Source organism: Rhizobium sp. No.120 (genome assembly GCF_054558365.1).
In genome coordinates this window covers 499,519-525,518 of the sequence record NZ_BAAJNQ010000004.1, presented here as the reverse complement: position 1 = coordinate 525,518, position 26,000 = coordinate 499,519, and the positions used below count along the sequence as shown (strand labels likewise).

17 protein-coding genes are annotated in these 26,000 nt (G+C 59.3%); 11 read left to right on the top strand and 6 right to left on the bottom strand.

The features are described from left to right. Positions 1-11: 11 nt before the first annotated feature. The gene (locus ACYJRZ_RS16285; RefSeq protein ID WP_459460480.1) at positions 12-1,532 is read left to right on the top strand and encodes an FGGY-family carbohydrate kinase; all 1,521 of its coding nucleotides are present in this window, start codon (positions 12-14) and stop codon (positions 1,530-1,532) included. Positions 1,533-1,601: 69 nt separating this feature from the next. Continuing rightward, positions 1,602-3,344, top strand: a complete 1,743-nt coding sequence (locus ACYJRZ_RS16280) for a glycerol-3-phosphate dehydrogenase/oxidase (RefSeq protein ID WP_459460478.1) — start codon at positions 1,602-1,604, stop codon at positions 3,342-3,344. Positions 3,345-4,420: 1,076 nt separating this feature from the next. Here the strand turns inward: ACYJRZ_RS16280 and ACYJRZ_RS16275 are convergent. The 5 genes from ACYJRZ_RS16275 to ACYJRZ_RS16255 form a co-directional block, all read right to left on the bottom strand. Then, on the bottom strand, positions 4,421-5,416 hold the full coding sequence (locus tag ACYJRZ_RS16275) for a lysophospholipid acyltransferase family protein (RefSeq protein ID WP_459460476.1): 996 nt from the start codon (positions 5,414-5,416) through the stop codon (positions 4,421-4,423). Next, positions 5,413-6,894, bottom strand: coding sequence for a cytochrome P450 (locus ACYJRZ_RS16270; protein ID WP_459460474.1), 1,482 nt, complete (start codon positions 6,892-6,894; stop codon positions 5,413-5,415). The genes ACYJRZ_RS16275 and ACYJRZ_RS16270 overlap by 4 nt, the downstream gene beginning before the upstream one ends. A 99-nt stretch (positions 6,895-6,993) precedes the next feature. Continuing rightward, the gene (gene lysA / locus ACYJRZ_RS16265) at positions 6,994-8,238 is read right to left on the bottom strand and encodes a diaminopimelate decarboxylase (protein ID WP_459460472.1); all 1,245 of its coding nucleotides are present in this window, start codon (positions 8,236-8,238) and stop codon (positions 6,994-6,996) included. A 106-nt stretch (positions 8,239-8,344) separates the two neighbouring features. After that, positions 8,345-9,526, bottom strand: coding sequence for a PLP-dependent transferase (locus ACYJRZ_RS16260; RefSeq protein ID WP_459460470.1), 1,182 nt, complete (start codon positions 9,524-9,526; stop codon positions 8,345-8,347). A 137-nt stretch (positions 9,527-9,663) separates the two neighbouring features. Continuing rightward, the gene (locus ACYJRZ_RS16255) at positions 9,664-10,815 is read right to left on the bottom strand and encodes a GNAT family N-acetyltransferase (protein WP_459460468.1); all 1,152 of its coding nucleotides are present in this window, start codon (positions 10,813-10,815) and stop codon (positions 9,664-9,666) included. A gap of 326 nt (positions 10,816-11,141) precedes the next feature. Between ACYJRZ_RS16255 and ACYJRZ_RS16250 the strand changes: the two genes are divergently transcribed. From ACYJRZ_RS16250 to fhuB, 8 genes are all read left to right on the top strand, one after another. Next, on the top strand, positions 11,142-15,119 hold the full coding sequence (locus tag ACYJRZ_RS16250) for an amino acid adenylation domain-containing protein (RefSeq protein WP_459460466.1): 3,978 nt from the start codon (positions 11,142-11,144) through the stop codon (positions 15,117-15,119). Positions 15,120-15,151: 32 nt separating this feature from the next. Then, positions 15,152-16,471 carry a lysine N(6)-hydroxylase/L-ornithine N(5)-oxygenase family protein gene (locus ACYJRZ_RS16245; RefSeq protein WP_459460464.1) on the top strand — a complete coding sequence of 440 codons (1,320 nt, stop codon included), beginning with the start codon at positions 15,152-15,154 and terminating at the stop codon, positions 16,469-16,471. Positions 16,472-16,507: 36 nt separating this feature from the next. Next, positions 16,508-17,191, top strand: coding sequence for a 4'-phosphopantetheinyl transferase family protein (locus ACYJRZ_RS16240; protein WP_459460462.1), 684 nt, complete (start codon positions 16,508-16,510; stop codon positions 17,189-17,191). A gap of 164 nt (positions 17,192-17,355) precedes the next feature. Next, the gene (locus ACYJRZ_RS16235) at positions 17,356-17,946 is read left to right on the top strand and encodes a sigma-70 family RNA polymerase sigma factor (RefSeq protein ID WP_459460460.1); all 591 of its coding nucleotides are present in this window, start codon (positions 17,356-17,358) and stop codon (positions 17,944-17,946) included. A gap of 58 nt (positions 17,947-18,004) precedes the next feature. Beyond that, entirely contained in the window at positions 18,005-18,478 is a 474-nt protein-coding gene (locus ACYJRZ_RS16230; RefSeq protein ID WP_459460458.1) for a GNAT family N-acetyltransferase, read from the top strand. Between the two features lie 59 nt (positions 18,479-18,537). Further along, positions 18,538-19,350 carry an ATP-binding cassette domain-containing protein gene (locus ACYJRZ_RS16225; RefSeq protein ID WP_459460456.1) on the top strand — a complete coding sequence of 271 codons (813 nt, stop codon included), beginning with the start codon at positions 18,538-18,540 and terminating at the stop codon, positions 19,348-19,350. 19 nt (positions 19,351-19,369) lie between these two features. Continuing rightward, complete coding sequence (locus ACYJRZ_RS16220) at positions 19,370-20,245, top strand: iron-siderophore ABC transporter substrate-binding protein (protein ID WP_459460622.1); 876 nt, start codon at positions 19,370-19,372, stop codon at positions 20,243-20,245. After that, positions 20,242-22,233, top strand: coding sequence for a Fe(3+)-hydroxamate ABC transporter permease FhuB (gene fhuB / locus ACYJRZ_RS16215; RefSeq protein WP_459460454.1), 1,992 nt, complete (start codon positions 20,242-20,244; stop codon positions 22,231-22,233). Before ACYJRZ_RS16220 ends, fhuB begins: the two co-directional genes overlap by 4 nt. A gap of 253 nt (positions 22,234-22,486) precedes the next feature. Here the strand turns inward: fhuB and ACYJRZ_RS16210 are convergent, their stop codons facing one another. Next, the gene (locus ACYJRZ_RS16210) at positions 22,487-24,640 is read right to left on the bottom strand and encodes a TonB-dependent siderophore receptor (RefSeq protein ID WP_459460452.1); all 2,154 of its coding nucleotides are present in this window, start codon (positions 24,638-24,640) and stop codon (positions 22,487-22,489) included. Positions 24,641-24,973: 333 nt separating this feature from the next. Between ACYJRZ_RS16210 and ACYJRZ_RS16205 the strand changes: the two genes are divergently transcribed. Then, the gene (locus tag ACYJRZ_RS16205; protein ID WP_459460450.1) at positions 24,974-25,882 is read left to right on the top strand and encodes an alpha/beta hydrolase; all 909 of its coding nucleotides are present in this window, start codon (positions 24,974-24,976) and stop codon (positions 25,880-25,882) included. Positions 25,883-26,000 lie beyond the last annotated feature (118 nt).

Here is a 26,000-nt window from a genome sequence, read left to right as displayed (position 1 = left end):
GAGCAATCAGAATGCCGAGTCTGCTCGGAATTGACAGCGGCTTAACCGTCACCAAGGCCGTCATCTTCGACATCGACGGAACGCCGCTTGCCGTTGCCCGCCGCCGCGTGACCCAGTTCATGCCGAAAGCCCGCCATGTCGAGCGGGACATGGACGAACTCTGGAGCCAGACGGCCGACGCTATTGCCGAGGCGATCAAGCTCAGCAACCGTCCGGCCAGCGACATCCAGGCGATTGCCGCAGCCGCCCATGGCGACGGCATCTATCTCCTCGACAAGGCAGCCAGGCCGCTCGGACGCGCCATTCTCTCGCTCGACAGCCGCGCCGGCTCCATCGTCGAACAATGGTTGAAGAGCCCCGTTGCCGATGAATCCCTGAAGCTGACCGGCCAGTTGCCTCATGTATCGGCGCCATCAGCCTTGCTAGCCTGGATCAAAGCCAATGAAGCGGAGCGCTTTGCCAGGATTGGTCATATCTTGAGCTGCAAGGACTGGCTGCGCTTCTGCCTAACCGGCGTTGTCGGCACGGACAGGACGGAGGCAAGCACCTCCTTCACCGATGTTTCGACCCAGGATTACTCCTCGGATGCGCTGGAACTTTTCGGCATTGCCGAGGTGGTAGGCGCTTTGCCGCCAGTCTCGCGATCCGATGAGCTCGTCGGATATGTGACTGAGGCCGTAGCGAAACGCACCGGCCTTGCCGAAGGTACGCCCGTCGTTGCTGGCCTGCACGACGTCACTGCATCGGCCCTTGGCGCTGGCGGCTATGCTTCCGGTGTCGTTGCCGTCATTGCCGGCACCTATTCGATCAACGAGACGCTGTCGTCGGAACCGAGCGTCGATCGCCGCTGGTTCTGTCGCAATGCCATTGCGCCTGGTCAATGGAACAACATGTCGATCTCGCCAGCATCCTCAGCGAATTACGAATGGTTCCTGGATAGGCTCTGTGCCAGCGACATTGCCAGCGCCGAAGCTGCCGGCACATCCATTCATGCCGTGCTCAGGCCCGAGATCGAGGCAGCGTTCAACCGACCGTCGAGCATCTTATTCCATCCCTATCTCTTCGGTTCACCCTATGGTGCGGAGGCCACAGCCAGCTTCTTCGGGCTCGGCGGCTGGCATGATCGCGGCGACATGCTGCGCGCGGTTCTGGAAGGCATCGCCTTCAACCATAAGATTCACGTCGACGCCCTAAGTGACGGTTTTTCCTTCGATCAGGCAAGGCTGGCAGGCGGCGTGTCACGTAATCCGATCGTCGTGCAGATGTTTGCCGACGTACTCGCCATGCCCGTTACCGTGACGGAAACCGACGAAGCCGCTGCCTGGGGGGCCGCTCTTTGCGCCGGTGCCGGCATTGGCGTCTATGCAGGCCCGCAGAGCGACCCGCGCGATGTCGGCAAGATCACGAGAACCTATCATCCGGATCCCGCCCGCAGCGCAGACTACCGCATTCGCTATGAGCTCTTTTGCGACATTGCCGAAGCAATGACGCCGCTGTGGCCGCGCATCGGCAATCTCGCAATCCAGCACTAGCAAGGCTAGACCGAATTTAGCGCCGCGATGACAGGATCCATCGCGGCAGTTCACCAGGACAATCATGTTATGACCGATATGGCCGCCGATTTGAAACAACGCTTCTTGCAACTTCAAGACGGAGATGTCGATGTCGTCATCCTCGGCGCCGGCGTCAATGGTGCCGGCCTCTTCCGCGATCTATCACTGCAGGGCGTCAACTGCCTGATTATCGACAAGTCCGATTTCGGCTCGGGAACGAGTGCCGCTCCATCGCGGCTGATCCACGGCGGCCTTAAATATCTCGAAACCGGCGAGTTCCGGCTCGTCGCCCAATCGGCGCTCGAGCGGAACCTCCTGCTCAAGAACGCGCCGCATTGTGTCGAGGCTTTGCCGACCTTCGTGCCGATCTTTTCCTGGACTCGGGGCATCTGGGCGGCTCTTCGCACGCTAACGGGCTCGACCACCGCCCCCCGTAGCCGCGGCGCCTTGCTCGTCAAGATCGGGCTCGCGCTCTATGACTTCTTCGGCTCGCGCAACCGTGTCATGCCGCGCCACCGGTTCCTTTTGAAGCGCCGGGCTCTGAAGGAAATGCCGCATGTCACGCCCGAGATCGTCGCTGGCGGCATCTATTACGATGCCAAGATCAGCCGGCCGGAGCGACTGGTCTTTGAACTGGTCAAGGACGGGCTGGGGGCGAACAAGGGTTCGCTTGCCGCAAACGCGACGAGACTTGTTTCGTCAGCCGATGGCCTGCTGACCTTCCAGCGTTCGGACGGCTATGCCTTTTCGGTCAGGCCGAAGCTCGTGGTCAATGCCGCCGGTCCCTGGATCGATCATGTCAACGCCGCTCTCGGGGCACCCGCCCATCTGATCGGCGGCACCAAGGGATCGCATATCCTGCTCGATCATCCAGAACTGGTGCGCAGCCTCAACGGCCACATGATCTATTTCGAAGCCGATGACGGCCGCATTTGTCTGGTCTACGGCTATCTCGGCCAGGCGCTTGTAGGATCGACCGATATTCCTTATGACGATCCAGACAACGTTCGCTGCGAAGAACCGGAGATCGAGTACTTCCTCGACAGTGTCAGGTCGCTGCTGCCGAGCCTGCGTTTCGACCGCGACCAGGTGACCTATAGCTATAGCGGCATCCGGCCCCTGCCCGCCTCGGATGCCTCCTCGCCGGGCCTCATCAGCCGCGATCACTCCGCACCCGTCTTTGAACCGCAGGCCGGACGGCCCTTCCCGATCATCTCGCTCGTTGGCGGCAAGTGGACCACGTTCCGCGGCTTTGCCGGGGAAGTCACCGATACCGTGCTCGCACGCCTCCAACGCAGACGCAGGACATCGACCGAGCAACTTGCGATCGGCGGCGGACGGGATTTTCCGATCACCTCCCATGAACGGGCGAATTGGATCAGGTCCGTCGCGGCAAAGACCGGTGTCGAGGCACACAGAGTGGATGAGTTGCTTGGCCGATACGGCACGACCGCCGCGGAAATTCTTGCCCACCGTTGCGACTACAGCGACAGTCAACGCATCAGCGGCGCACCACGTCACAGCGCGCTGGAGATCGACTGGATCGCGCGCGAGGAGATGGTCGTGCATCTCTCCGACATCGTCTTCCGCCGCACGACTATGGCAATCGAAGGCCTGCTGACGACGCAAGGCCTGCGCGAAATCGGCGCCATTGCCGCCGCAGCCCTGCAATGGGACACACAACGGCTCAATAGGGAAATCGATGATGTCATCGCGGCGCTGTCGAAATTCCACGGACAGACGTTGAGCGAAGAAAGCCTGCGCGGGGCGGCAGGCACTGCAGCGCGCTGATCATCCTCATCTTTAATAAAATAACGGATCAGGCAAGCCCCGGCGCTTCTTCACCATCTGCAACGAAAAGCGGCCGAATGCCTGAAACATAGCCGCTGTCCGAGCATTCCTCTAAAGCTCCAAGTGAAGCCATGCGGGCAAGCCTGGCGCAATCGACGACTGCCTGTTTCAGAACGCGGCCATTACCGTTATCAGTTTGCACGGAAGGATGACTAAAGAGCGCTTGGAGGGCTGCCAGCGCTGGATAATCATGTTGCGGCTGGTTTTTATGACTGGCTCGACGGCCATGTCGCTTTTGCAGAGACCCTGGTCGATCGCATTGTTTCGGAGCCAATTGAGCCAATCGGCGCCGTTACCGACCCTTATGCCCTACGGGCGATCAAGCGCGCGCCCGGCGTCAGAGCGCCATGCGAACAGCCACGCATTGTACTGACCGACGATCTCGAACCCTACGAGCGCTTGAAACTGCATATACCCAACCTTGGACATACATTTCTTACCGAAATCTGGCAGCGCGAAGATCGGCCGGCGGATGAAACCGTGCGCGCCATACTGGCCGACAAAGACATGCGATCCAGGCTCGACACCCTCTAGGAAGCGAAGTGCTGCCCGGCTTTGCCGCAAACGACATGGGGGAAAGGCAAAAGCCTATATCGCAGCGACGCTCGATCGCTTCTTAAATCCTTTCCTTGACCATCGCTTTTCCGACATCAGCCAGCATCACCCCGAAAAGGTCGCCTGCCGCATCCGCCTTGCTGGATTGGGCGAATAAGGCAGGCAGTGCATCGGACATGACCACGCTCCGGCAGATCGCGATGCGTTATTCCTGATTGCGCTGAATGAGAAGTCTGCTTGAGCCTAAACGAAGATCTGCGGGTGAAGCGGCAATGGGGTTGGACAAGTTAAGCCTTCCGTCAGCCTCAAGACCGCAAAGGCCCGGCCTGAGCGGCCTTCGAATCCAATCGGTCAGCCAAAAGTTTCGGCGTCTGCTAAAGTGTCAGCGGGCAGAGCCGTGTTCCCGATCCGCCGGCGAGTAGGCCACCTGCGAAATACTGAGATTAAATCACCACTCCCGGTTACAGCCGGTTATCGACAAAATACCATTGCTCGGCATGCGAGCGCACCATCGGTTCTATCACGGCATTCAATTGTGCGACGTCCTGAACAAGGTGTTGCTCAACGCCGGATTTCTGCGGGAGCATGAAAGGCTTTAGAGCCGTTAGCGCAAATCGCGCTCCCGTCTCCCGAACGATGTAAATTGGATAGATCAACGCATTCGTCTTTCTCGCCATACGAGCAACAACCACATAGTTGCCCTCCAAATGAGCTGGCCGACCAAAAAATGGCGCTCGGATGTGTCCGTTAAATCCCTCGTCACAGAACATAAGCAGATTGCCGCCATTTTCCAGGATCCTCAGCGCCGGACGAACGAAGCTGCGCCCGGGCTTCAGGATTCCGAGGCCGGCTCCCTTGCGCAAGCGGTTGACGATGTAGTGGCGTGAGCGGCGTTTGGGCGGATCATAATTCATGGTGACATCAAGCCCCATGTCGAGAAGACAATGCCAGAGAACCTCCCAGTTGCTGATGTGCGGAGCGATGAAGATCACCGGCCCCTGGCTGCAACGTTCAAGCAGTCCTTCGGTGCCGATCATGCGGACACGTCGTCGCGCCAGTCTCGGCACGACGGAATATTCCGCCATCTGCCGGCCTTGAGAATCGGCATAGGCCTCGAGAAGCTGCTGAAGCTCGATATCGGTCAGTTCGGGCCTTATCATCTTGAGATTGGCGGCCGCCCGCGCGTAGGCACCCTTGTGAAAGCGCGGCGCCAGCAGGCGCCCGAGCCAGCCGCCAAGATCGGAGCAGACGCTGGCCGGCAGCAGCTTGAAGGCAAAATAGAGGAAGAGATCGACGGCATTGTCGATGTTCTCGAAGACCCAGTAGCGCAGAAATGCCTTGCGGCGGTTACCGCCGGCTGCGAAATCGGCCAAGGGCGGGGCCTTGGGGGGCTCATAGGTCCAAGCCTTGCGCTTTGACGCGACAACTCTTTCGTCGCCTTCGTCCCCTGCCATCATCCTCGCCGCCGATGCAATGTCACGGGCATGCCGCCTCGCGGGCGCAGCGTCAGGCGGCATTGTGGCTGGACCTTGTGTCCATCCTTAATCCGAACGCGAAAACGCCGAGCCAGGATCGCGAGGCAGAGAATTGCCTCGGTAAGGCCAAATTGCAGACCGGGGCAGACACGAGGACCGGCGGCGAAGGGAATATAGCTATAGGGCGTCGGCCGTGCTTCGCCGAGGAAACGCTCTGGGTGAAAGCGATGCGGCTCGGGGAAGAGCGAATCCGTCCGATGCAGGATCCATGGTACGATCAGCACCAATGCCGCCTTGCGCACCTTCACGTCGCCGATCTGGTCGGCCTCTGCCGCCTGCCTGGCCAAAATCGGCACAGGGGGATAGAGGCGCAGCGTCTCTTCGATAACCGCACGACACCAGTCTAGTTTCGCGACATCATCGATCGAGGGAACCCGATCGCCACAGACAGCCTCGATTTCCGCATGAACCGCCTCTTCCACCCATGGTGCCCCTGCGAGCAGATACCAGGCCCAGGTCAGGGTCGCTGCGGTCGTTTCGTGGCCGGCCATGAAGATGGTGGCGGCCTCATTGCGAAGCGCCACGACATCGAGTTTCAGCTCGGGATTGCGCTGCTGCCGACGGATCAGCAGTTCGACCATGGAACTGTTATCACCCTTGCCGGCCAGATGATCTTCGATCACCTGATCGATAATCCGGTGAATGCGCTTCACCGACCGGCTCAAGCTCGGCGTCCTGAGGATCGGCAGCCCCTCATCGAAGCCGAGGAAATAGCCGAAATTGACGGAATCGACCAGCGACTGGTAGCTCGCAAACCCCTCGGTCACCGCGTTGGCGCTTTCTTCGCCGAGATCATTGCCGAAGACGCTGCGGGAAATGATCTCGGCCGTCAGTCCGGCCATCTCGAACAACGCATTGACTTCGACGCCCTCGCCCAGACTCTCCCATCTGTCGGCAAGCTCGCTCGCCGTGCTCTGCATGATCGCGCCAAAAGCCGGCACGCGATTTTTATGCACGATATCGGATACCAGCGGCCGGCGTTGTTTCCAGGTTTCCTTGTCGGAAATGAACAGTCCATCGCCTAAAAGATATTCCAGCGCGCGGCGCATCTGCGGTGTCTTGCGCTCGAAATTCTCATGGCGCTTCGCCACCACATAGCGGATGGCATCAGGCGAATTGACGATGATGAGCTGCCGGCCGAGAAGCTTGAACTCGGCCACATGCTCGCGATAATCGGCGCGACGCCAGATCGACAGAAAGTCGCTGCGCGCCTGCAGCATAAGCTTCAGCGGCTGGCCGGGCCTCCCGCTATAGTAGGCGGCATGAGCCGGCTCGAAATATTGCGACGATTGATCGGCGTGTTCGACGATTTCGGTTTTCTGATCGAGCCAGGCCAGCATAGCGGTGCAGAACTTTCGCGCCTTGCGGCCGGTAACGATGTGAGAACGGCCGAGCGCCACGACGCACGGTCGCGTTCACTATATTCATTTCGCAACCGCAGAAAAGCCCCCCGCTCGGCTGAAGAGAGGGCTCCTTCTTTGCTTTGAAATCGGTTCCGCCTAGATGGCTTCCAGCATGAACAGCTCATCGAGTGTCTGGCGGCGGCGGATCAAGCGATGGATCTCGCCGTCGATCAGGACCTCAGGCGCATAAAGGCGGCTGTTATAATTCGACGACATAGTGGCGCCGTAAGCCCCGGCACCATGAAACACGAGATAGTCGCCGACATGGGCTTCCGGCAGATCGCGGCTTTCCACTGTGCCATTGTCCGTCTGCGTGAAAACATCGCCCGATTCGCAGAGGGGGCCTGCCACCACAGTCGGGAAGATTGTTCCGGCGGCATTGCGAGGCGCCTTGCCTGGAATGACCGAGATATGGTGATAGCTACCATACATCGCCGGTCTGGCAAGATCGCTGAAGCCGGCATCGACAAGCACGAAGCGGTTGCGGCCCATCATCTTGACCGCTCTGACTTCCGCCAGCAACAGGCCGGAATCGGCGGTCAGGAAGCGGCCGGGCTCGATCTCCAGCCGGATCGGATGGCCGAAGTGTGTCTCAATCTCGCGCCGCGCCTTGTCCCATAGTGAAAAATAATGGGCAGGATCGATCTCTTCTTCAGCTTCCCTATAGGGCACAGAAAGTCCGCCGCCAGCCGAGATGGCCTCGATATCGACATCGAGCGCGCGACAGAATCCGATCATTGCGCCGCAGACACGCTGCAGATGGCCATAATCGACGCCGGAGCCGATATGCATATGCAGCCCGACAAGTTTCAGCGAATATTGCCGCGTCAGCGCCACGGCTTCTGACAATTGCTCGAACCAGATGCCATGTTTGCTGGTTTCGCCGCCGGTATTGGTCTTTTTGCTATGGCCGTGTCCGAAACCGGGATTGATGCGCAGCCATACCCTATGGCTCGGCGAACGCTCACCCAACTGATGCAGCATATCGATGGAACCGATATTTACCTCGATCTTGTCGGCAATGACGCGTTCCAAGGTCGGCCGGTCGAAGACGTCGGCAGTGAACACGATCTCCGCAGCTCCCGACACAGTGCCAGCGGAAAAACCCGCCCGCATCGCCCGCTCGATCTCGCCGAGCGAGACGGCATCGACCCGCACGCCCGCTTTGCGCATCTCTTTCAGGATATGAATGTTCGAAGAGGCCTTCTGCGCATAGCGAATAACGTCGAAGGCGGAGAGTTGCGCGATGCGGCGGCGGATCGCAGTGGCATCATAGATCCAGAGCGGCGTTCCATATTCGGCTGCAAGCGCGCTTAGCGTTTCGTTGGAAGGGATGGTCATCTTGTCTCGATCGGTCAGGGCGGGAATGGATCAACAATGAATAGTAGTATGGGCGGAGCGACCATGTCACTCCACCCCTTTCTGGATACGAGAAAGCTACAGCCGGTTAGCGCCTGGCGGCCGCAAGTGCCTGCTCGAGATCGGCAATGATCTCCTTGGCCGCGTGCAGCCCGACGTTCAGGCGGATCGTGCGGTCGCTGACACCGAAGCGCGCGAAGACGTTGGTCTCCGGCGAAATGCTGAGTGCTGCTTTTGCCGGCACCACCAGGCTTTCCGGCCCGCCCCAGCTGACGCCGATACGAATGAGGCGCAACGCATCGACGAAATCGGCCACAGCGATGCGGTCCGAAACCTCGAAGGAAAACAGCCCGCCAAAGCCACTGAAGGTGCGCTTCCCGGCATGATCGCCGAGTGCGGGATGCATGACGTTGGTCACATCCGCATGGGCATCGAGCCAGGACGCCACTTCGAGCCCGGCCTCATGATGATGGCGCATGCGGAATGGCAAGGTCTCGAGATTCCGCAGCACGAGCCATGCCTCGAATGGCGCGAGCTTCGCACCCGTATAGGGGTAGATTTCGCTGTTGATCCGGTCGATATGCGCCTTCGAGCCAGTGACCAGACCTGCTACCGTGTCGCTCTGCCCGCCAAGATATTTCGAAGCGGCGTGGATGACGATATCGATACCGACGGAGAGAGGTTTCTGAAAGAGCGGCGTAGCCCAGGAATTGTCGACCATCGTTACCACGCCATGGCGGCGAGCGGCCTCGGCGATCGCAGTCAGATCCTGCAGCTCGAAGACCATCGAGGTCGGGTTTTCGAGATAGGCGAGCTTGGCGCCGGGAAGTGCGGCAAGCATGGCCCCCGTATCGGTGCCGTCGATATAGTCGATGTTGATACCGAAGCGCTTCAGCACCTTTTCGAAGAAGCGGAAGGCATCGCTATAGACATGCCGCACGGTGACGATACGGTCGCCGGGGCCGACGAAGGCGAGAACCGCGGCAGCAATCGCACCCATGCCACTGGAAAAGGCGCGTGCCTCTTCCGCACCTTCCATTTCGGCGATCTTGCGCTCCAGAAGCCGCACGGTCGGATTGTCGCCGCGCGAATAGATCGGCTTCTTCGAACGGCCGGCGAAAACATCCTCCAGCTCCTTGTAGCTATCGAAGAGGAAGAGCGATGTTTGGTAGATCGGCGGCACGGCGGCATCGAACGGATCGTCGCGCGGCGGCATCAGCGTATCGGGAATGGCGTGGCGGTAGGCATCGAATCTCGGCGTCTCGTTCATGGCGGTCCTCTTGGGTCAGGAGTGAAGTGTCGATTGGCCAACAAGGCGGCCCGGTGCGGTCGGCAGAATGGCGAGCCATTCCCGCTATTCGACGATCCGCTTGACGCGCGGATCGTTCATATCGACGGCTGTTTTCATCAGGCGCCTCGCGCCAGCGAGCCAAGGACAGGCTGCCCATCCTCCGTGGACAAGCCGGTGAGATCCGGCAGCAGCAGCCGATCCATGAAGAAGCGCTCCCGCAGCAGCATGACCAGCAGCGCCTTCTTGTGCGGGAAGTGAATATGCTTGACCTTGGCGAAACCGGACAGATCGAGATTGCGGATCTGCTGGGCGTGATGATGAATCGGTTCGCCGACGATACGTCGCGTGCGTGGGTCGGCCAGGAACATGTAGTGCATCAGCGATGGCAGCCAAGCGCTGACGAAGGCTTTTCCGCGGAAATCATCCTCGCCGATCGCCACATGCCAGCCGCGGTCATAGCCATCGGCGTCGTAATGCGGTCCAATCCTGTCTTCCTTCGCCCAATAGAGTTCGAAGTAACCGAAGGGCACGCCGCCGAAGGTTCCGATAAGCGGCAGAGTGCGCGGATCGGCAAGGCGTCCGGCGATGAAATCGCGGTGATAGGAAAGATCGCCGCTGTCTTCCCATATGGCGGCGACCCTCGGATCGTTCATCCAGCGATGGAAATGCGGCAGATCGGCCTCGATATCGGCGACATGGAAGCCAAGCTGCGTATTCAGCCAGGGAATGAAGCGGCTGTAGACACCGCCGACGGGCTTCGGCGGCCGCTGCGGATGGAGGTTACCATTCGTCAGGATCGGCAATTCCGGATAGGCCTTGGGCGCGCTTCCAAGCCAGGATCTTGCCTGCTGGAAAAAGGATTCCGGCCGCACGATGAGGCGCTCGCCGCTACGCTCGATTGCGCCAGATTCCAGCAGCCGACTTGCAAGATCGTCATCCGCAAGCGCGATCTCGAAACAAATCAGATGTGGATTGCATGCCAGAACGGCTTCCGACACGGCGTTGACGATATCATCGCCAGAAGGCAGCGGAACCGCCGTCGTGATTATATCGAAGACCAGAAGATTGGTGGTCGATCCCGATAGATGACCCGAAGCCACCTTCACTCCGTGATGCTCGACGCGGAAACTCCCTGGTACAGGCCCTGCCGATATGATGAGGGGATGGCCGCAGGCCAGCGCACTGCTCTCAAAGCCCGAAGCCGGCAGACGCAGATCAGAGGATTTCTCCGCCGCTTTATCGCTCCTCATCGGCAGGGAAACATCCATATTTCATCTCCTTATTTTCGGAACCACGCCGGCTAAGATTAGCGGGTCGCACGCAGCGTTCATTTCGCAGTGACGAATGGCGTCGGCGAAAATTCAAAATATTTTCAAAAAAATATTTTTCGAAAATCACCTGAATTTTCCAAAACCCCATTCGTTATGCAGATACATCGATGTAATTTTCGGAATATCCAAAATTATCGACGACATAAGACATAGATATCAATCGATTGAACTTAATATCTGTCATAGATATTTGGATGTATACGTCATTGTATTTCTTTCGATCGGATCTGTATTTCAATAAGTCCAGGGAGAATGGCGAAGAAATGACTGTCCATGATCGGAACGCCAAGGCAGCAAACGATACGGATTACCTCGCCAAATGCTCGCTATCACCAGCACAGTCACGTATCTGGCTCCTGTCGGAGACGGGTAATGAAGACGTCTACGGGCGGCAAATACTCGGGATCGCCTTCCCCTCGATCTCTCTTGACCTTGCGCGCGCGGGTCTATCGAAACTTTCTTGGCAACATCCTCTAATCACCTCGGAATTCGAGGCGCGGGCAGGCGGCGCCATCCAGCAGATCTTAAGAAATGATCGCTTCGTCGACATCATCGAGACGGCGTTGTCGGCAGGCGAAAATCTGGACGAGGCGCTGAGAGCCGCTGTGGCGACCGAACAAGCTCGCCCGATCGACCTTACCGGCGGCAATCCGGCCCGCTTCATCCTCTTGAGCCAGGAAGGGCGGGCAGTGGGTGCCATATTCTCCCTCCACGCAATCCTTGCCGACGCTGCGGCGCTCGATCTGCTTGCGACGGATTTCCTTCGCAATATCGGCGGCCATCACCCAGCTGATATCGCAGAGACGGTGCTGCCCGACGCCGCTTCGTGGATGATTGCCAATAGTGCACCACGCCATGCGGCGCCGGAATTGGTCGACTTCTGGTTCCAGCGATTGACAGCTCAGGAGAACATTGCGGCACTCCTGCCACAAACATCGGCGGCAAAGAACACGGTCGACGAGGCCTGGTTCGAGCATATTCTTGACGTGCCGGTAAAGTCGTCCGCTGACACCTCCAGCGACATGCTTGCCGCTCTCGGAATCGCCCTACGACGCCATACCGGATACGGCACCCAAAGGATCGGCCTGGTCACGCGTCCGCAAGGGCAGAAAGTTGCCGCTCGCAGCGAGGACGTTTTGATCCTGACGCCGGAACTCGACGGCACCACGACGCTCAAGGATGTACGAAACGCATTCGTCAGGGAAATCGAGATAGTGACTCGGCAATCCCTGCCCTTCGAGGCTCTTGCCGATGCGTTGATAAGACGGGACGAATCCTTCGACACCACCGGCCTCGTCAAGACGCTCCTCGATGTGCGTCCGCCCCTGCGTCTCCTGGAAGCAACCTCGAGCAACGTCGCGTTGTGCAGCCCTATCGAACCGCCGGCGCGGCGCGATGCCGATCTGGTCGTTACCGTTTCCCCGGCGTCCATTGGCAAGCTTCGCATCAGCGTTGGCTTCGATCCGCAAAAGCATGATCGAAAGCAGATCATACGCTTCGCCGACGATCTTGCCGTTGCGCTTGCGCAGTTGAATACCAATCCTGACACGCAGGTCAAACATATCCCCTTTGTGTCGCCGGAGGAGTTGGATAGGCTTTCCGCACCCTACCCCGACGCGCCGGAGCCCGACGACGGCACGCCGATCCACGAGGTCATCTCCGCGCAAGCAAGACGGCGGCCCAACGCCTTTGCCGTCGCACAGGGCGGGAAATCCGTGACGCATGGTGAACTCGAAGCTGCCGCCAACCGGCTGGCCCATCGGCTGATCGCGATGGGGATCGGCCCGGAAAAGCGCGTCGCCATCGCCCTTGAAAAATCGATCGACGCCATCATCGCCATTCTTGCCGTGCTGAAAGCCGGCGGCGCGTTCACGCCGGTGGAGCCGGATCATCCTGAGGCGCGCAATCGTCACATCCTGACAGCTCCGGGCCTCTCGCTCGTCATTTCCCGAGCAAAGCACATCGCCAACCTGCCGAGCGATATCGCGACGCCCTACCTCAATCTCGATGTCATCGACCTGTCCACGGAGAGCGCCGACGCGCCGGCAACGATCATTGACCCGCAGCAGCTTGCCTATGTGATCTACACGTCGGGCTCGACGGGCGTGCCAAAGGGAGTAGCGGTTGAGCACGGTCCGCTTGCGCATCATTGCAAGGCGACTCTGCGCATTTATGAAATGAGCGAGGAGTCCTGCGAATATCCGGTACTGCCCTTCACCTCGGACGGCGGCCATGAGCGCTGGATGGTGCCGCTGATGGCAGGCGGCGGTGTGGTGCTGACACAGGACAAGCTTGCCACGCCCGAAGATGCCTTTGCGGCCATGAAGCGGCACGGCGTCAACAATGCCAGCCTGCCCACAAGCTATGTGCGCGGCCTTGCCGAATATGCGGGCGAGAACAACGAAATCCCGCGGCTGCGGCTCTATTCCTTCGGCGGCGAGGCGCTGTCGCAGGCGGTGTTTGATATGATCACCGAGAACCTGAAGGCGCAGTTGCTGATCAACGGCTATGGTCCGACCGAAACGATCATGACGCCGATGATCTGGAAGATCCCGGCGGGAACTCGTTTCGAAGGGCCCGTCGCGCCGATCGGCCGCGGCGTTGGCGATCGACACATCTATGTGCTCGATGCCGACCTCGCGCCGGTTCCGGTCGGTGTAATCGGCGAAATCTATATCGGCGGCAGCGGGCTGGCCCGCGGCTATCTCGGCCAGCCGGAGCTGACGGCTGATCGCTTCATCCCGGATCCTTTCACGCCGGGCGGGCGACTGTACAAATCCGGCGATCTTGGCCGCTGGCGCGAAGACGGCATCGTCGAATTCGCAGGCCGCGTCGATCACCAGATCAAATTACGCGGCTTCCGCATCGAGCCGGGCGAAATCGAAGCCGTGCTGCGCTCCGATCAGCGTGTCGCCGAGGCTGTCATCCTGCTGCACAATGACGGCGGACGCAGCTCTCTGGTCGCCTATGTTGTGCCGCGAGAGGGCGAGAGCTTGAGCGTGACAGAACTGCGCCGCACGGCCATGACCGCCTTGCCCGATTACATGGTGCCGCAAACGATAATGCTGATCGACAGGCTGCCGATGGGACCGAACAGCAAGCTGGATCGCGCCGCACTGCCCGCCCCGCGTATCGAACGCGAAATGGCGCTACCGGCCAATGACAAGGAAAAAGCAATCCTGGAGGTCTGGAAAGACATCCTCGACATCGGCGATATCGGCGTCACGGAGAATTTCTTCGATATCGGCGGACAGTCTCTGATGGCCGTGCGCATCGTCTCGCGCCTGAAGATGCGCCATCCCGAATGGCCGCTGACGATCGCCGATATGTTCAATCACCCTACCGTGCGCGATCTTGCGCTCGCCATCGACGGCAGCCGCGACGAGGCCGGCGTCGATGTCGTCTACCTCAGACGCAATGGCGATCGGCCGGTGCTCTATTGCTTCCCGGGCCTTCTCGTCAGCACGCGCGAATATATGCGCCTCGTGGATTATCTCGGCCCGGAACAGCCGGCGACCGGCTTTATCTGCTACTCGCTGACCGAAACCAAGACGCTGAGTACCCGCGTCGAAGATATCACCGCGCGTTACGCCGAAGCCGTGCGCAGACAAGCCAAAGGCCGGCCGTGCGCCTTCCTCGGCTGGTCGTGGGGCGGGCTGCTCGCCTATGAGGCCGCGCGTCAGCTCGGCAACGACATCGACCTACGCATGATCGGCATGGTCGATGTCTGCGACATGGACGAGGAGTTCACCGTCGGCATCATGCCGCGCTTCGAAGACGGCATCCGTGATCGCACCCATGCTGCCGTGCAGAGCTGGCTTGCGACCACGCCGATGCGCGAGGACTGGAAGAGACTGTTCGCCGCCATGAACGAGGAGGTTTACGAACAGTTCCTCCACCATGTCGTCAAGCATAATGTCAAACTGCCGACGGATGGTCCCGATATCGGCTCGGAAGAACATACTTTCTGGATCCTCATCGACAATGCGATGATTTTCCGTAACTACCGCCTGGAGCAATCCGATTTCCGCATCCATGCCTTTGCGGCCGAGGATTCTCTCACGCGTGCCCTCAACGTCATCGACTGGCGGCGATATTCTCCGAACGCGACGGCATCGGAGATCGTCACCGGCACCAACCATTTGACGATCATCGGCAAAACGCCCTTCCATCAGCGTTTCGCCCGGCGGCTCGATCATGCCTTTGCGCCGGGGCCGCTGTCCAAAGACACCGTCAAGTAACCCCCTCTTCGACATCATTCTGGAGCTGCATCATGACATCGCACGTGCTCGACCTCGCCGGGGCCGGTATCGGTCCCTTCAACCTCAGCCTTGCCGCTCAGCTCGATTCCATACCGCAACTTTCCGTCCGCTTCTTCGAGCGGCGCCCATCCTTCGCATGGCATCCGGGAATGATGCTGCCGGGTGCGGAAATGCAGACATCCATCCTCAAGGATCTGGTCACCGCCACCAATCCGACGAGCCGCTGGAGCTTTCTCTCGTATCTTGTTGCACATAAACGCTTTTATCAGTTTCTCAACGCAGAATATGAAGCTGTTCCGCGTAAAGAATTCGCCGACTATCTCGGATGGGTCGCGCGCGGGCTGACGTCGCTACGCTTCGGTGCCAGCGTCCGGGAGGTCCATGCCAATGACGGCTTTTTCTCCATAGCTACCGACGATGGTGCGATCAGCGCTCGCAATATCTCCGTCGGCGTCGGCAAGATTGCGTCTCGTCCGGCCTGGGCCGAACAGCTGCCGAAATCCATGACCTTCCACAGCAGCGAAGCGACGCAACGTATCGGTGATGTCAAAGCACCACGTATTGCCGTCATTGGCGGCGGCCAAAGCGGGGCGGAGATCGTCGACGCGCTTATGGATTTGAATAGCGTTTCGTCTATCCATTGGATAAGCCGCCGACCGAATTTCGAGCCGCTCGATGCGACGCCATTCACCAACGAGCTCTTCACGCCAAGCTATATGGAACGCTTCCACGGGCTTCCTGAAGAGCTGCGGATCACGCATACGCGCCGGCAGGTACTCGCCAGCGACGGCGTTTCCGCCTCCACCTTGAAAAAGCTCTATCGCCGGCTCTACGAGCGAAAGCTCGATGCCGTCGGTCATCCCGATCACGGCATATCGCTGCGCCCCTTCCGCAACGTCATCGCAGCCGAGCACGACGGTCCCGAGCTGGCACTGACCATGCGCAACGGCTTCGATGACAGCATCGAGACCTTATCTGTCGATATGGTCGTTCTTGCAACCGGCTATCACTTTGCACTTCCCCAATTCCTGCATTCGCTTGAAAATCGCATCGAACTCAACTCCATCGGCGAGCCGGTGCTGGAAAGCGACTTCTCGCTCAGATGGGATGGACCGCGTGAGAACCGCATCTTCGTTCTCAATGCCGGACGCCATAGCCACGGCATCGCCGAACCGCAGCTCAGCCTTACGGCATGGCGCAGCGCAGTCATCGCCAACGCATTACTCGGCCGCCAGCATTTCGATCTCGATCAGCTCGATCCGATCGTGCAGTGGGAAACGCATGACCAGCCGACAAACCTTCCGTCTCACTTGGGACAGGCAGCGGAATAGGTGAAGACGGGCCAACCGAAGGAGGAGACAGCACAGGTGGAGCTTCATAGCCTGTGCTTGTCCGATGACCTGCCTATACCGGAAGCGATTTTGAGCGAGGCAGAAAAAAGCCGTGCCGCAGCATTCAGATCATGCTCGGCGCGGCGCCTTTTCGTTGCCGGACGGGTCCTCTGTCGAAACATTCTCGGCAATCGGCTTGATTGTGCACCGCAGGCACTTTGTCTTGCGATTACCCATTCCGGCAGACCCTACCTGCGTGATTACCCCGACATCGACTTCAATATATCGCACACAAGGGGCCGAATTGCGCTGGCGATCTGTCGCGGCGGCAGCATCGGCATCGATATCGAACGTCTCGATGCATTTTCGGAGGAGGAAGCCTCCGAGATCATGCCGATGATTCTTTCCGAACGGGAGCTCAACCAAGTCCAGCAATTGGAGAGGCGACAGCGGCACGATGCTTTTCTCGCCTGTTGGGTTCAGAAGGAAGCTGCACTGAAGTGTTTTGGCCACGGCTTTTTGGCTGACCCGCAAAGCGTGATCCTGATACCGGGAAGCGCAACTTTTAGCAGAAGAAACTCGCTATCGGATGAACCGATTTTCGTCCAATCCGGTCGGGTCAGCGACGCAGAAAGCGGGGATTTTCAATGGGCTGTCGTAACATCAAGAGCGGCGTCAACGCCGATATGGCAGCATCACAAAAGCGGGATTTTCTTCTAGCTGCCGCAGAAAAATAAAATAAAATCAGGCGTATAAATCGTAATTTAGGAGGCACTTCACTTTTCAACCTCACTATCTTGACTCCTATTATCATGTTTTATAGGGTCCCTGTCAAAAAGAGGGGCACACCGGAATGCAACTTTGGATTTCAGCGAGAGCCCGACATGATTGCCAACCATTCGCAGTCGCCTTCCAATGAGCAACTCCAAACAGCACTTCACGCCTATCCGAAGCTCCTCTCCGTCGCACGCCGGATCACCGGCTGCATGAGCTTGGCAGAGGATGTAGTGCAAGAGGTTCTCCTCCAGCTGGTCTCCAAGCCGCTCAAGGAGGATATAGCGGCACCCACCCCCTATGTGATGCGCATGGTGCGCAATCTGGCGACGGATCACATGCGGCGTCTGCAATATGAGCGCGGCCTCTTCCTTGAAGAGGAAGTCGGCGGCAATACCTCCGCCTATGGGAGCCCCGAGGAACATCTCCACGAAGCTCAAGCCTACAAGGCCTTCCGCTGCACCGTCGAGGCCATGCCTGCAAGAACCAGAAAGTTCTATGAGGAGCATTATTTCGACGATGTCCCTCAGAAAACCATCGCCAAGGAGGCGGGCGTATCCTGCGCCCTTGTCTGCGGTCTTCTGCGGGAAGCGCATTCACGTTGCCTCGCCGCGATCTCGCTCGAAGTCGGGCATGATTGCGTTGCCGGCGGCGCCAACGCACGAAACCGATCGGCACGCAGGCGGGAGATGCGGGCTTGATGGCCCTGCGCTCCCAGATCGGCAATCAGTGCTCCACAAAGAGGAAAGGGAGAAATAGATGCAGGAAACCATCGAGATAACCGAATCCAAGGGTGCCATCTGTCGTGACATCATGTCGGAACTCACCGACTGGTTCGCCGATCCGGGTGTTATCGATGCGTGTGCCGGCGCCGTGGAAAATCTGCCGATGTTCGGCTGCGTCGAGGCGGATACCGTCGCCGGCTTCGTGTCGTTGCGCGCCCATCCGCCGTCTGCCATGGAGATTCTCGTGATCGCAACCCGGCGCCGGCATCATCGCAGCGGCGTCGGCAAGCGATTGTTGGCCGCAGCCGAAACCTTCGCCCGCTCTTCCGATTGCAAGCTTCTGACGGTCAAGACGCTTGCACCGCGCGGCCGGGACGAACCGCAATATGAAAAGACCCGCGCCTTCTACGACAGAAATGGCTTCATCCGCGCCGAGATATTCCCAACCCTCTGGCGTGAAAGCGATCCGTGCCTCTTCTTCGTCAAGCCACTGACCTCGATCAACTAACGCATCGCTCACCGGTGACCGAAATTTTAGGGAGCCGGTGGGCTTCAGCAGGAATGATAATGAAAAACGATAGGATCGCCGGAAACGATCAAAATCACGCAACGGTTTTTTCGACAGAGAGCCTGCGTTTCGAGATCGACGGCAAGAGCATTCTTCACCCGCTCGACATCAGCTTCAAGGCGGGCGAGATTTCCGGTCTGATCGGCCATAACGGCTCCGGCAAATCCACGCTGATCAAACTGCTGGCCCGGCAGATTCAGCCGACCGGCGGGCGCATCCTGTTCGATGGCGTAGCCGCCAGCTCCTACGACATGCGCGCCTTTGCCCGCGCCGTCGCCTATCTGCCGCAGGACACCAGTTCCGCTGCCGGCATGACCGTCGAGGAGCTTGTCGCCTGCGGGCGCTATCCCTGGCATGGCGCGCTCGGGCGCTTCACCGATCTCGATCGGGAGAAGGTGGAGACCGCGATGAGATTGACGCATGTCGATACCTTGGCAGGCCGCATGGTGGATACGCTCTCCGGCGGCGAGCGTCAGCGTGTCTGGATCGCCATGCTCGTCGCTCAGGACAGCCGCTGCCTGCTGCTCGACGAGCCGACATCTGCACTCGACATCGCCCACCAGATGGAAATCCTCGGGCTCGTGCGCGAGCTTTGCCGGACGAAGGATCTGAGCGTCATTCTCGTCCTGCACGATATCAATGTCGCGGCACATTTCTGCGATCATCTGCATGCGCTGAAGCAAGGGCGCCTCATTGCAGCAGGCCCTTCGCCGAGCCTCATGAAGGCCGAAACGCTCAATACGATCTACGGCACCAATATGGGCGTCACCGCTCATCCCGTGCATGGAACGCCGCTTGCCTATGTCATCTGAAAGCAGCTTCGAGAACCTGATGCTCTCCCGCCGCACGCTGCTTGCCGCTGCGGCACTTTTTGCCGTTCCGCAAGCGGGAGTGGCTGCAGAAACCATATCAGGGCCGATCGTTTCCCTCGATTACGGCCTGGCGTCGACACTGCTGGCGCTCGGCGTCACGCCCGCCGCCATCGCCTCGCTCGCCGATTGGGACACTTGGGTCGTCGAACCGAAAATGCCTGGTGGTGTCATCGATCTCGGCACCACCAGCGAGATCAATCTCGAGGTTCTTGCAAGCGTCAAGCCGGCGCTGATCCTGACGACGCCCTATCTCGCGCCTTTGAAGCCGCAACTGGAGGCAATTTCGCGCGTCCTGGAACTGACGATCTATGCCGAAGGCAGCGAAGCTTTGCCACGCTCCATCGAGGCGACGCGTCGGTTGGCCGACGCCATCGGCCGGCGGCAACGGGCGGAAGAATTCCTTGCCCGGTCGGAACAATTCTTCGACGACTGCGCAAACCGCGTCAAAAAGCTCAACCCTCCGCCGTTGGCGCTCATCAATTTCGTCGACCCGCGCCATGCCCGCATCTATTGCGGCGCAGGCCTCTACCAGAACGTCATGAGCAGGATCGGCCTCAAAAACGCCTGGACCCGGCCGGGCGATTACTGGGGCTTCGAGACGATCGGGCTGGAGCAATTGGCGACGCTCGATCAAAGCCTGCGCCTCATCGCATTCGAACCACTGCTGCCGCCGAACGTTCTCGACAATCTGCAGAATAGTCCGCTGTGGACCAGCCTCCCTTTCGTTAGGGACGGGCGCGTCTCCGTGCTGCCGGGCACATTGATGTTCGGCATGGTGCAGGAAGCGGAGCGCTTCGCGCGCATATTGCTTGACCATCTGGAAACATTCGCATGATCCGCGCCGAAAGAAATAACGTCCTCGGTGCTCCAGCCGTGGCGCTGATGTTGTTCGTGCTCGCCAGCCTGCTTGCCTGGCATCAACTGGCGCCTGACCTTTCACGCTTGTTCGAGCAGGAAGCAGGTTACGATCCGCAGCGCCTGCTGCTCGTCTATTCGACCCTGCCGAGGATCGTCACCGCCTTGCTGGCCGGTGTCGCACTCTCGTTGTCGGGAAGCCTGCTCCAGCAGGTGCTGCGCAATCCGCTCGCCTCTCCCTCCACACTTGGCATTTCCGCAGGCGCCAATCTTGCGCTTGTTGCCGTCATGCTTGTCTTTCCCGCTCTTCAGGGTCTCAGCCGCGATGCCGTTGCCCTGTTCGGCAGCACCGCTGCCGCTGCCGTCGTCTTCCTGATCGGTGCAAGACGGGGCTTCTCGCCCTTGGCGCTTGTGCTTGCTGGCCTGATCGTCGGCGTCTGGAGCGGAGCGCTTGCCGCCATTCTCGTTCTGATGAACGATCGCTATCTCTCCGGCCTCTTCATCTGGGGTGCCGGATCGCTGGCGCAGCAGAGCTGGACCATTCCGCTTTCCCTTCTCCCGAAAATCGCCATCCTTTCTATCGCGGCCTTGCTGATGGCGCGGCCGCTAGCGCTCATGGAACTTGGCGATAGCGGCGCAAGCGGACTCGGCCTATCGGTCAAGCGCACGCGTATTGCTGCCGTTTGCATTGCAATTGCGCTTGCCGGGATCGTCACCAGCGCCGTCGGTGTTATCGGCTTCATCGGCCTCATCGCGCCGCGCATCGCTCAGCTTGCCGGCGCCCGACGGATGAAGAGCCAGCTCATCTGGTCGCCCCTCATCGGCGCAGGCTTGCTGCTGCTGACCGATGAGGTTCTCGTGCTGCTTTCCGGGGCCTCCTCGACCTTCCTGCCGACGGGTGCCATCACCGCGTTGCTTGGCGCGCCATTGCTGCTCCTGATGCTGCCGCGCCTGAAGGCTGGGCAACGCAGCGCGCCGTCTCCCTCTCAGAATGCGAACCGAACGCCGCGCGCACCGCGCGTACTCTTGCTTGCATCAGTTCCCGCGCTCGTCCTTCTCCTAGCCGGCGCGGTCTTCTTCGGGCGCGCACCGGATGGGACATGGACGCTACTTGCCTATTCCCAATTGCTCGACGTGCTGCCTTATCGCCTTCCACGCATCGTCGGTGCCTTTGCTGCGGGCGCGATGCTTGGCGTCGTCGGTACAATCCTGCAACGGCTCAGTGGCAACGAGATGGCAAGCCCGGAGGTTCTGGGTATTTCGGCGGGCGCCACCCTAGGCGTCACCGCCGCTCTTTTCCTTCTGCCTGCTCCCAGCATGGCCGCCCAACTGGGCTTCGGCGGTCTCGGCGCTTTCGCGGTCCTCGTTGCCATCTTCCTGTTCGGCATCCGGTCGGGTTTCGCGCCGGAACGGGTCCTTCTGACAGGCATCGCGCTCGGAGCCATGCTGGATGCCTTCATCAGCGTGCTGGCCGCGAGCGGCGATCCGCGTGCGATGATCGTGATGCAATGGATGAGCGGATCGACTTATCTCATTGACATACCGAAGGCAATCTCCGCAACAATGGCGGCGGCGGCAGGCCTCGCGCTTGCCTTTCTGGCCCATCGCTGGCTCGACCTCTTGCCGCTTGGGGCTCAGGCAGCCCAGGCGATCGGCATTCGCGTCAACTTTGCCCGCGCGTGCCTCTTTGCTCTTGCAGCAGCCATCACAGCGGCCGCCACTCTTGTCGTCGGGCCTTTGAGCTTCATCGGCCTCATGGGGCCGCATCTGGCGCGAGAGCTCGGTCTGCGGCGTGCGTCACCCCAGCTTGCGGGTGCAGCACTCGCCGGCGGCAGCCTCATGGTACTCGCGGACTGGTTCGGCCGAATGATCGCCTTTCCCTACCAGATGCCCGCCGGCCTGGTTTCCGCGCTCATCGGCACCCCGCTGCTGCTGATATTGCTGATGAAGCGGCGCAGAGCGGCATAGTGGTCTATGATAACAGCTCGACTTTCCGGTGCGTCCTTCGGAACAGCCAATCAAACGGATGGAACTGTGTCGCTCGCTAAAGTCCGGCACGCGGTCGCCGAGCGGCACTTGCAGAAGTCGACGTGCTGAAAGAGCGATTGGATTTTGGCTGGCAAGAAGCTGAAAGGAAAATGTAGAGACGGGGGCTGGCTTCTTTGCTGCCGACCGTCCGGAATAATGAGGGCGCCGCGCAAAACCCGGCGCCCCGAAAAGCTTACCAGCGATACTTCAATGACGCCGTGATGTTGCGGCCCTGCCCGAGGTAGCAATAGCCCTCGTTGCAGACCGTCAGGCGGCGGTTGGCGATATTGCGGACGTCGACGGAGGCGGTGAGGCCCTTGTATTTCTGATCGACCGCGCCGAAGTCGTAGGACACGGCCGCATCAAGATAGACGCTCGCATCATTCTTGTCGGTGTTTGCCGTGCTGGTATAGGTCTCGCCGGTATAGCGAATGCCGGCACCGACGGTCAGCCCCTTTGCAGCCGAATCATCCTGGAACGTATAGTTCGACCATAGGCTGGCAATGTTCTGGGGGGTCACGGCCGGTGCGTTTCCGGCATTGTCGCCGCGCGTGATTTCGGAGTGGTTATAGGCATAAGCCGCAACCACATCCCAGCCGTCGGTGATATTGGCCCTGGCTTCCAGTTCGATCCCCTTGTTGGTCACCTCACCGAGCGAGGCATAGATGCCCATCAGCGGGTCGACCAGAACCGGCTTGTTCTTCTCAACCAGATGATAGGCGACAGCTGAGAGGAGAATGTCGGTGCCCGGCGGCTGGTATTTTACGCCAAGCTCGTACTGTTCGCCCTTGGTCGGATCGAGGATACTGCCGGATGCGGACCGCTGCGTGACGGGATTGAAGGAGGTGGAATAGCTAGCGAAGGGTGCAATGCCGTTGTCGAAGAGATAGAGCGCGCCGAGCTGGTAGGAAAACGCATTCTTGTTAAAGCTGTCTTTGGTTGTCGTATCGGTGGAGACAATGGTGGTGTCGGTCGACTGCTTGACCCATGTCTGGCGCCCGCCAAGCGTGAAGCGCCACTTGTCGAGTTCGATCTGATCCATGGCATAGGCGCCGAACTGCTGCAGGCTGCCATTGACCCGACTTAAATTATAGGCCGGCGTCGGCCCCGATACTCCATACCTCGGATTGTCGATATCGAAGTCATAGGCGGGGCTGGTCGTTGCATCCATCCCATATGCGAATGAATCGCTCATGCGGGTATAGTCGAGCCCGAACAGCATGGTATGGGCTGCAGGGCCGGTATCGAATTTGGATTCGAGCTGGTTGTCGACCTGGAAGACATTCATCTTGTCGCCAATTGCCGTCGCACCGCGCTGGGCGACATCTCCAACCCAGCTGTAGGTGCCGAGATAGCGCGACTTCAGATCAAGATGCGAAAAACGAAGGTTCTGGCGGAAGGTGAAGCCGCCGTCGAACTCGTGTTCGAACTGGTAGCCGACCTGCTGCTGCTTGGTTCTCTGATAATCGTAGTCCGGATCGCTATCGCGATAATCGAGAACATTGCCATCGGGGCCGATCATGGCACCGACATTTGCATCCGTTTCCGTGGATTGCGCCGAGCCATAGACGGTGATTTTCGTCGTGTCATCCGGTTTCCAGGTAAAGGATGGCTGGATCAGATAGCGATCGTCGGCAATATCGAAATTGGTGTCGCCCTTTCGGGCCAGGCCGACGATGCGATACAGCATGTTGTCATCGTCCTGATTGACCCGGCCGCCAAAATCGAACATCGTCTGGGCACGATCCGACGTTCCATAGAGAACACCGACTTCCCTGATCGTCTCTTCGGTCGGCAGCTTCGATATCTTATTGACGATACCTCCGGGCGAACCGGCGCCATAAAGCACGGATACCGGCCCCTTGATGATCTCGACACGGTCGAGCGAATAAGGATCGGTCCTGAACATGGCGTAGTTCATATAGGGCTGCCGCAGCCCGTCGCGATAATCACCGGAGGTCGTGACATCATTGCCGCGAATATAGACTTGGTCGAAGCGCGGATCGAAGCCATAGGAGCCGGTCTGAACGCCTGCGGAATAGCGCACCGCCTCGACGATATCCTGAGCGCCACGCTGTTCGAGCTCCTCCTTGGTCACCACCGAAACGGAGCGAGGCGTCTCGACGAGCGGCGTATTGATCTTGGTGGCGCCCCTGCTCTTCTTTGCCGCGACAGTCGTGTTGTCGCTTGAGTCACTCGACTGGCCACTGACGATGATCGGCGCGAGCTGCGTGGCATTTCCATTGTTCGCATCAGCCGTTGCGTCCTGCGCAAAGGCATTTCCGCTCAAGGCAAACATTGTTGCAAGGGCCGTAGCGCTGCTCGCAAGCTGGAATCTCTTACGCATTAAATACCTGATATGAATATGGAATTCCTGCTTCATAAGCCCTTTTCGCCTACCTGTTTTTGAAAAAGATGGCGCAAATTAGTCCGCACTTACAGCCGGCGTCAAGAATACATGAGTGTGCGAGTCATATTTTTGGTGAATTCCACTCGCATGTTGCAGAACGGCTCCGTCGGCCATATGGCGCATGGCGGAGCACGCCTGAAATTACGCTTAACAAGCTATTTGGCCTGCTTGCCAGATCGCATTGCCCATAATATGAGAATTCTCATCATCTTTTTGAATATGGGCGCTGTTGCGTTAGCGCCCTGCATAATCGGTCAGCCGGAGAAGGCCATGTCGCACAATTCGTCGCAGAACGCGGCCGCCAAGCTCGCGCCGGTCACCCTTCCCGGCTGTAGATTTGCTGACCTGAAATTTGACAATGCCGAGCATCTGCACCGGATATTTCTCTACACTCCCGATAAGCCGGCACCGCCCGAGGGTTGGCCGATCCTTTATCTGACCGACGGCAATGCCTGCTTTGCCACCGCTGTCGACGCGCTGAAGGTGCAGGCGAGCTATCCGAACGGGACCAATGTTGCCGAAGGCGTCATCGTCGCCATCGGCTATCCCACGGACGAGCCATATGATCCGCTTCGCCGCTCCTGGGATTTGAGCCCGCCACCCGGGCGGGTCTATCCCCCGTTTTTTCCCGATACGCCGGATGTGAAGACAGGCGGCAGCGAACGCTTTCTGGCGCTCATCGAAGAAGAGCTCAAGCCCTGGATAGAACGGCAGGTCCCGGTCGACCGTTCGCGCCAGACGCTTTTCGGCCATTCGTTCGGCGGCCTATTCACGCTCTACGCGCTGTTTTACAAACCCGACGCCTTCAGTCGCTGGATTTCCGCAAGCCCGGCGATCTACTGGGAAGATGCCACTATTCTTTCGATGGAGAGAGAATTCCTCGACAGGCACAAAGAGCCGTTCGATATGGAACTGCATCTTTCCGCCGGTCAGTATGAAGGCGAGACCTTGGCGCCCTTCCATAAGGGTACAGCCGAAGAGCAAAAGCGACAGGAACGGGCAAGAGAAACACGCACGATAGAACTCGCCCGCGACATGGCTGAGAGATGGGCCAAACCGGCGTCATCCACAGGAACGATAACCTTTGAGGAATATGCCGGAGAGAACCACATGTCGGTCCTCCCTACAGCGCTGAACCGGGCTGTGCAGATCGCATTTCGAAGAAAGAAATCCACCTGATATTCATAGGCTTGCGGCCTGAAGTTGCAGCCTAATCTCCGACCAGGCATCGCCTTTCGTGCATTCACGCGAAGGGGCGTATTCTATGTGCATTTCTGGCCTCTTACGGCATCTCAAT

Bases quoted from the DNA above. Each gene is read 5' to 3' on its own strand.
- ACYJRZ_RS16285 (WP_459460480.1), top strand. From the start codon at position 12: ATGCCGAGTCTGCTCGGAATTGACAGCGGCTTAACCGTCACCAAGGCC.
- ACYJRZ_RS16280 (WP_459460478.1), top strand. From the start codon at position 1,602: ATGACCGATATGGCCGCCGATTTGAAACAACGCTTCTTGCAACTTCAA.
- ACYJRZ_RS16275 (WP_459460476.1), bottom strand. From the start codon at position 5,416: ATGATGGCAGGGGACGAAGGCGACGAAAGAGTTGTCGCGTCAAAGCGC.
- lysA (WP_459460472.1), bottom strand. From the start codon at position 8,238: ATGACCATCCCTTCCAACGAAACGCTAAGCGCGCTTGCAGCCGAATAT.
- ACYJRZ_RS16260 (WP_459460470.1), bottom strand. From the start codon at position 9,526: ATGAACGAGACGCCGAGATTCGATGCCTACCGCCACGCCATTCCCGAT.
- ACYJRZ_RS16255 (WP_459460468.1), bottom strand. From the start codon at position 10,815: ATGGATGTTTCCCTGCCGATGAGGAGCGATAAAGCGGCGGAGAAATCC.
- ACYJRZ_RS16250 (WP_459460466.1), top strand. From the start codon at position 11,142: ATGACTGTCCATGATCGGAACGCCAAGGCAGCAAACGATACGGATTAC.
- ACYJRZ_RS16245 (WP_459460464.1), top strand. From the start codon at position 15,152: ATGACATCGCACGTGCTCGACCTCGCCGGGGCCGGTATCGGTCCCTTC.
- ACYJRZ_RS16235 (WP_459460460.1), top strand. From the start codon at position 17,356: ATGATTGCCAACCATTCGCAGTCGCCTTCCAATGAGCAACTCCAAACA.
- ACYJRZ_RS16230 (WP_459460458.1), top strand. From the start codon at position 18,005: ATGCAGGAAACCATCGAGATAACCGAATCCAAGGGTGCCATCTGTCGT.
- ACYJRZ_RS16225 (WP_459460456.1), top strand. From the start codon at position 18,538: ATGAAAAACGATAGGATCGCCGGAAACGATCAAAATCACGCAACGGTT.
- ACYJRZ_RS16220 (WP_459460622.1), top strand. From the start codon at position 19,370: ATGCTCTCCCGCCGCACGCTGCTTGCCGCTGCGGCACTTTTTGCCGTT.
- fhuB (WP_459460454.1), top strand. From the start codon at position 20,242: ATGATCCGCGCCGAAAGAAATAACGTCCTCGGTGCTCCAGCCGTGGCG.
- ACYJRZ_RS16210 (WP_459460452.1), bottom strand. From the start codon at position 24,640: ATGCGTAAGAGATTCCAGCTTGCGAGCAGCGCTACGGCCCTTGCAACA.
- ACYJRZ_RS16205 (WP_459460450.1), top strand. From the start codon at position 24,974: ATGTCGCACAATTCGTCGCAGAACGCGGCCGCCAAGCTCGCGCCGGTC.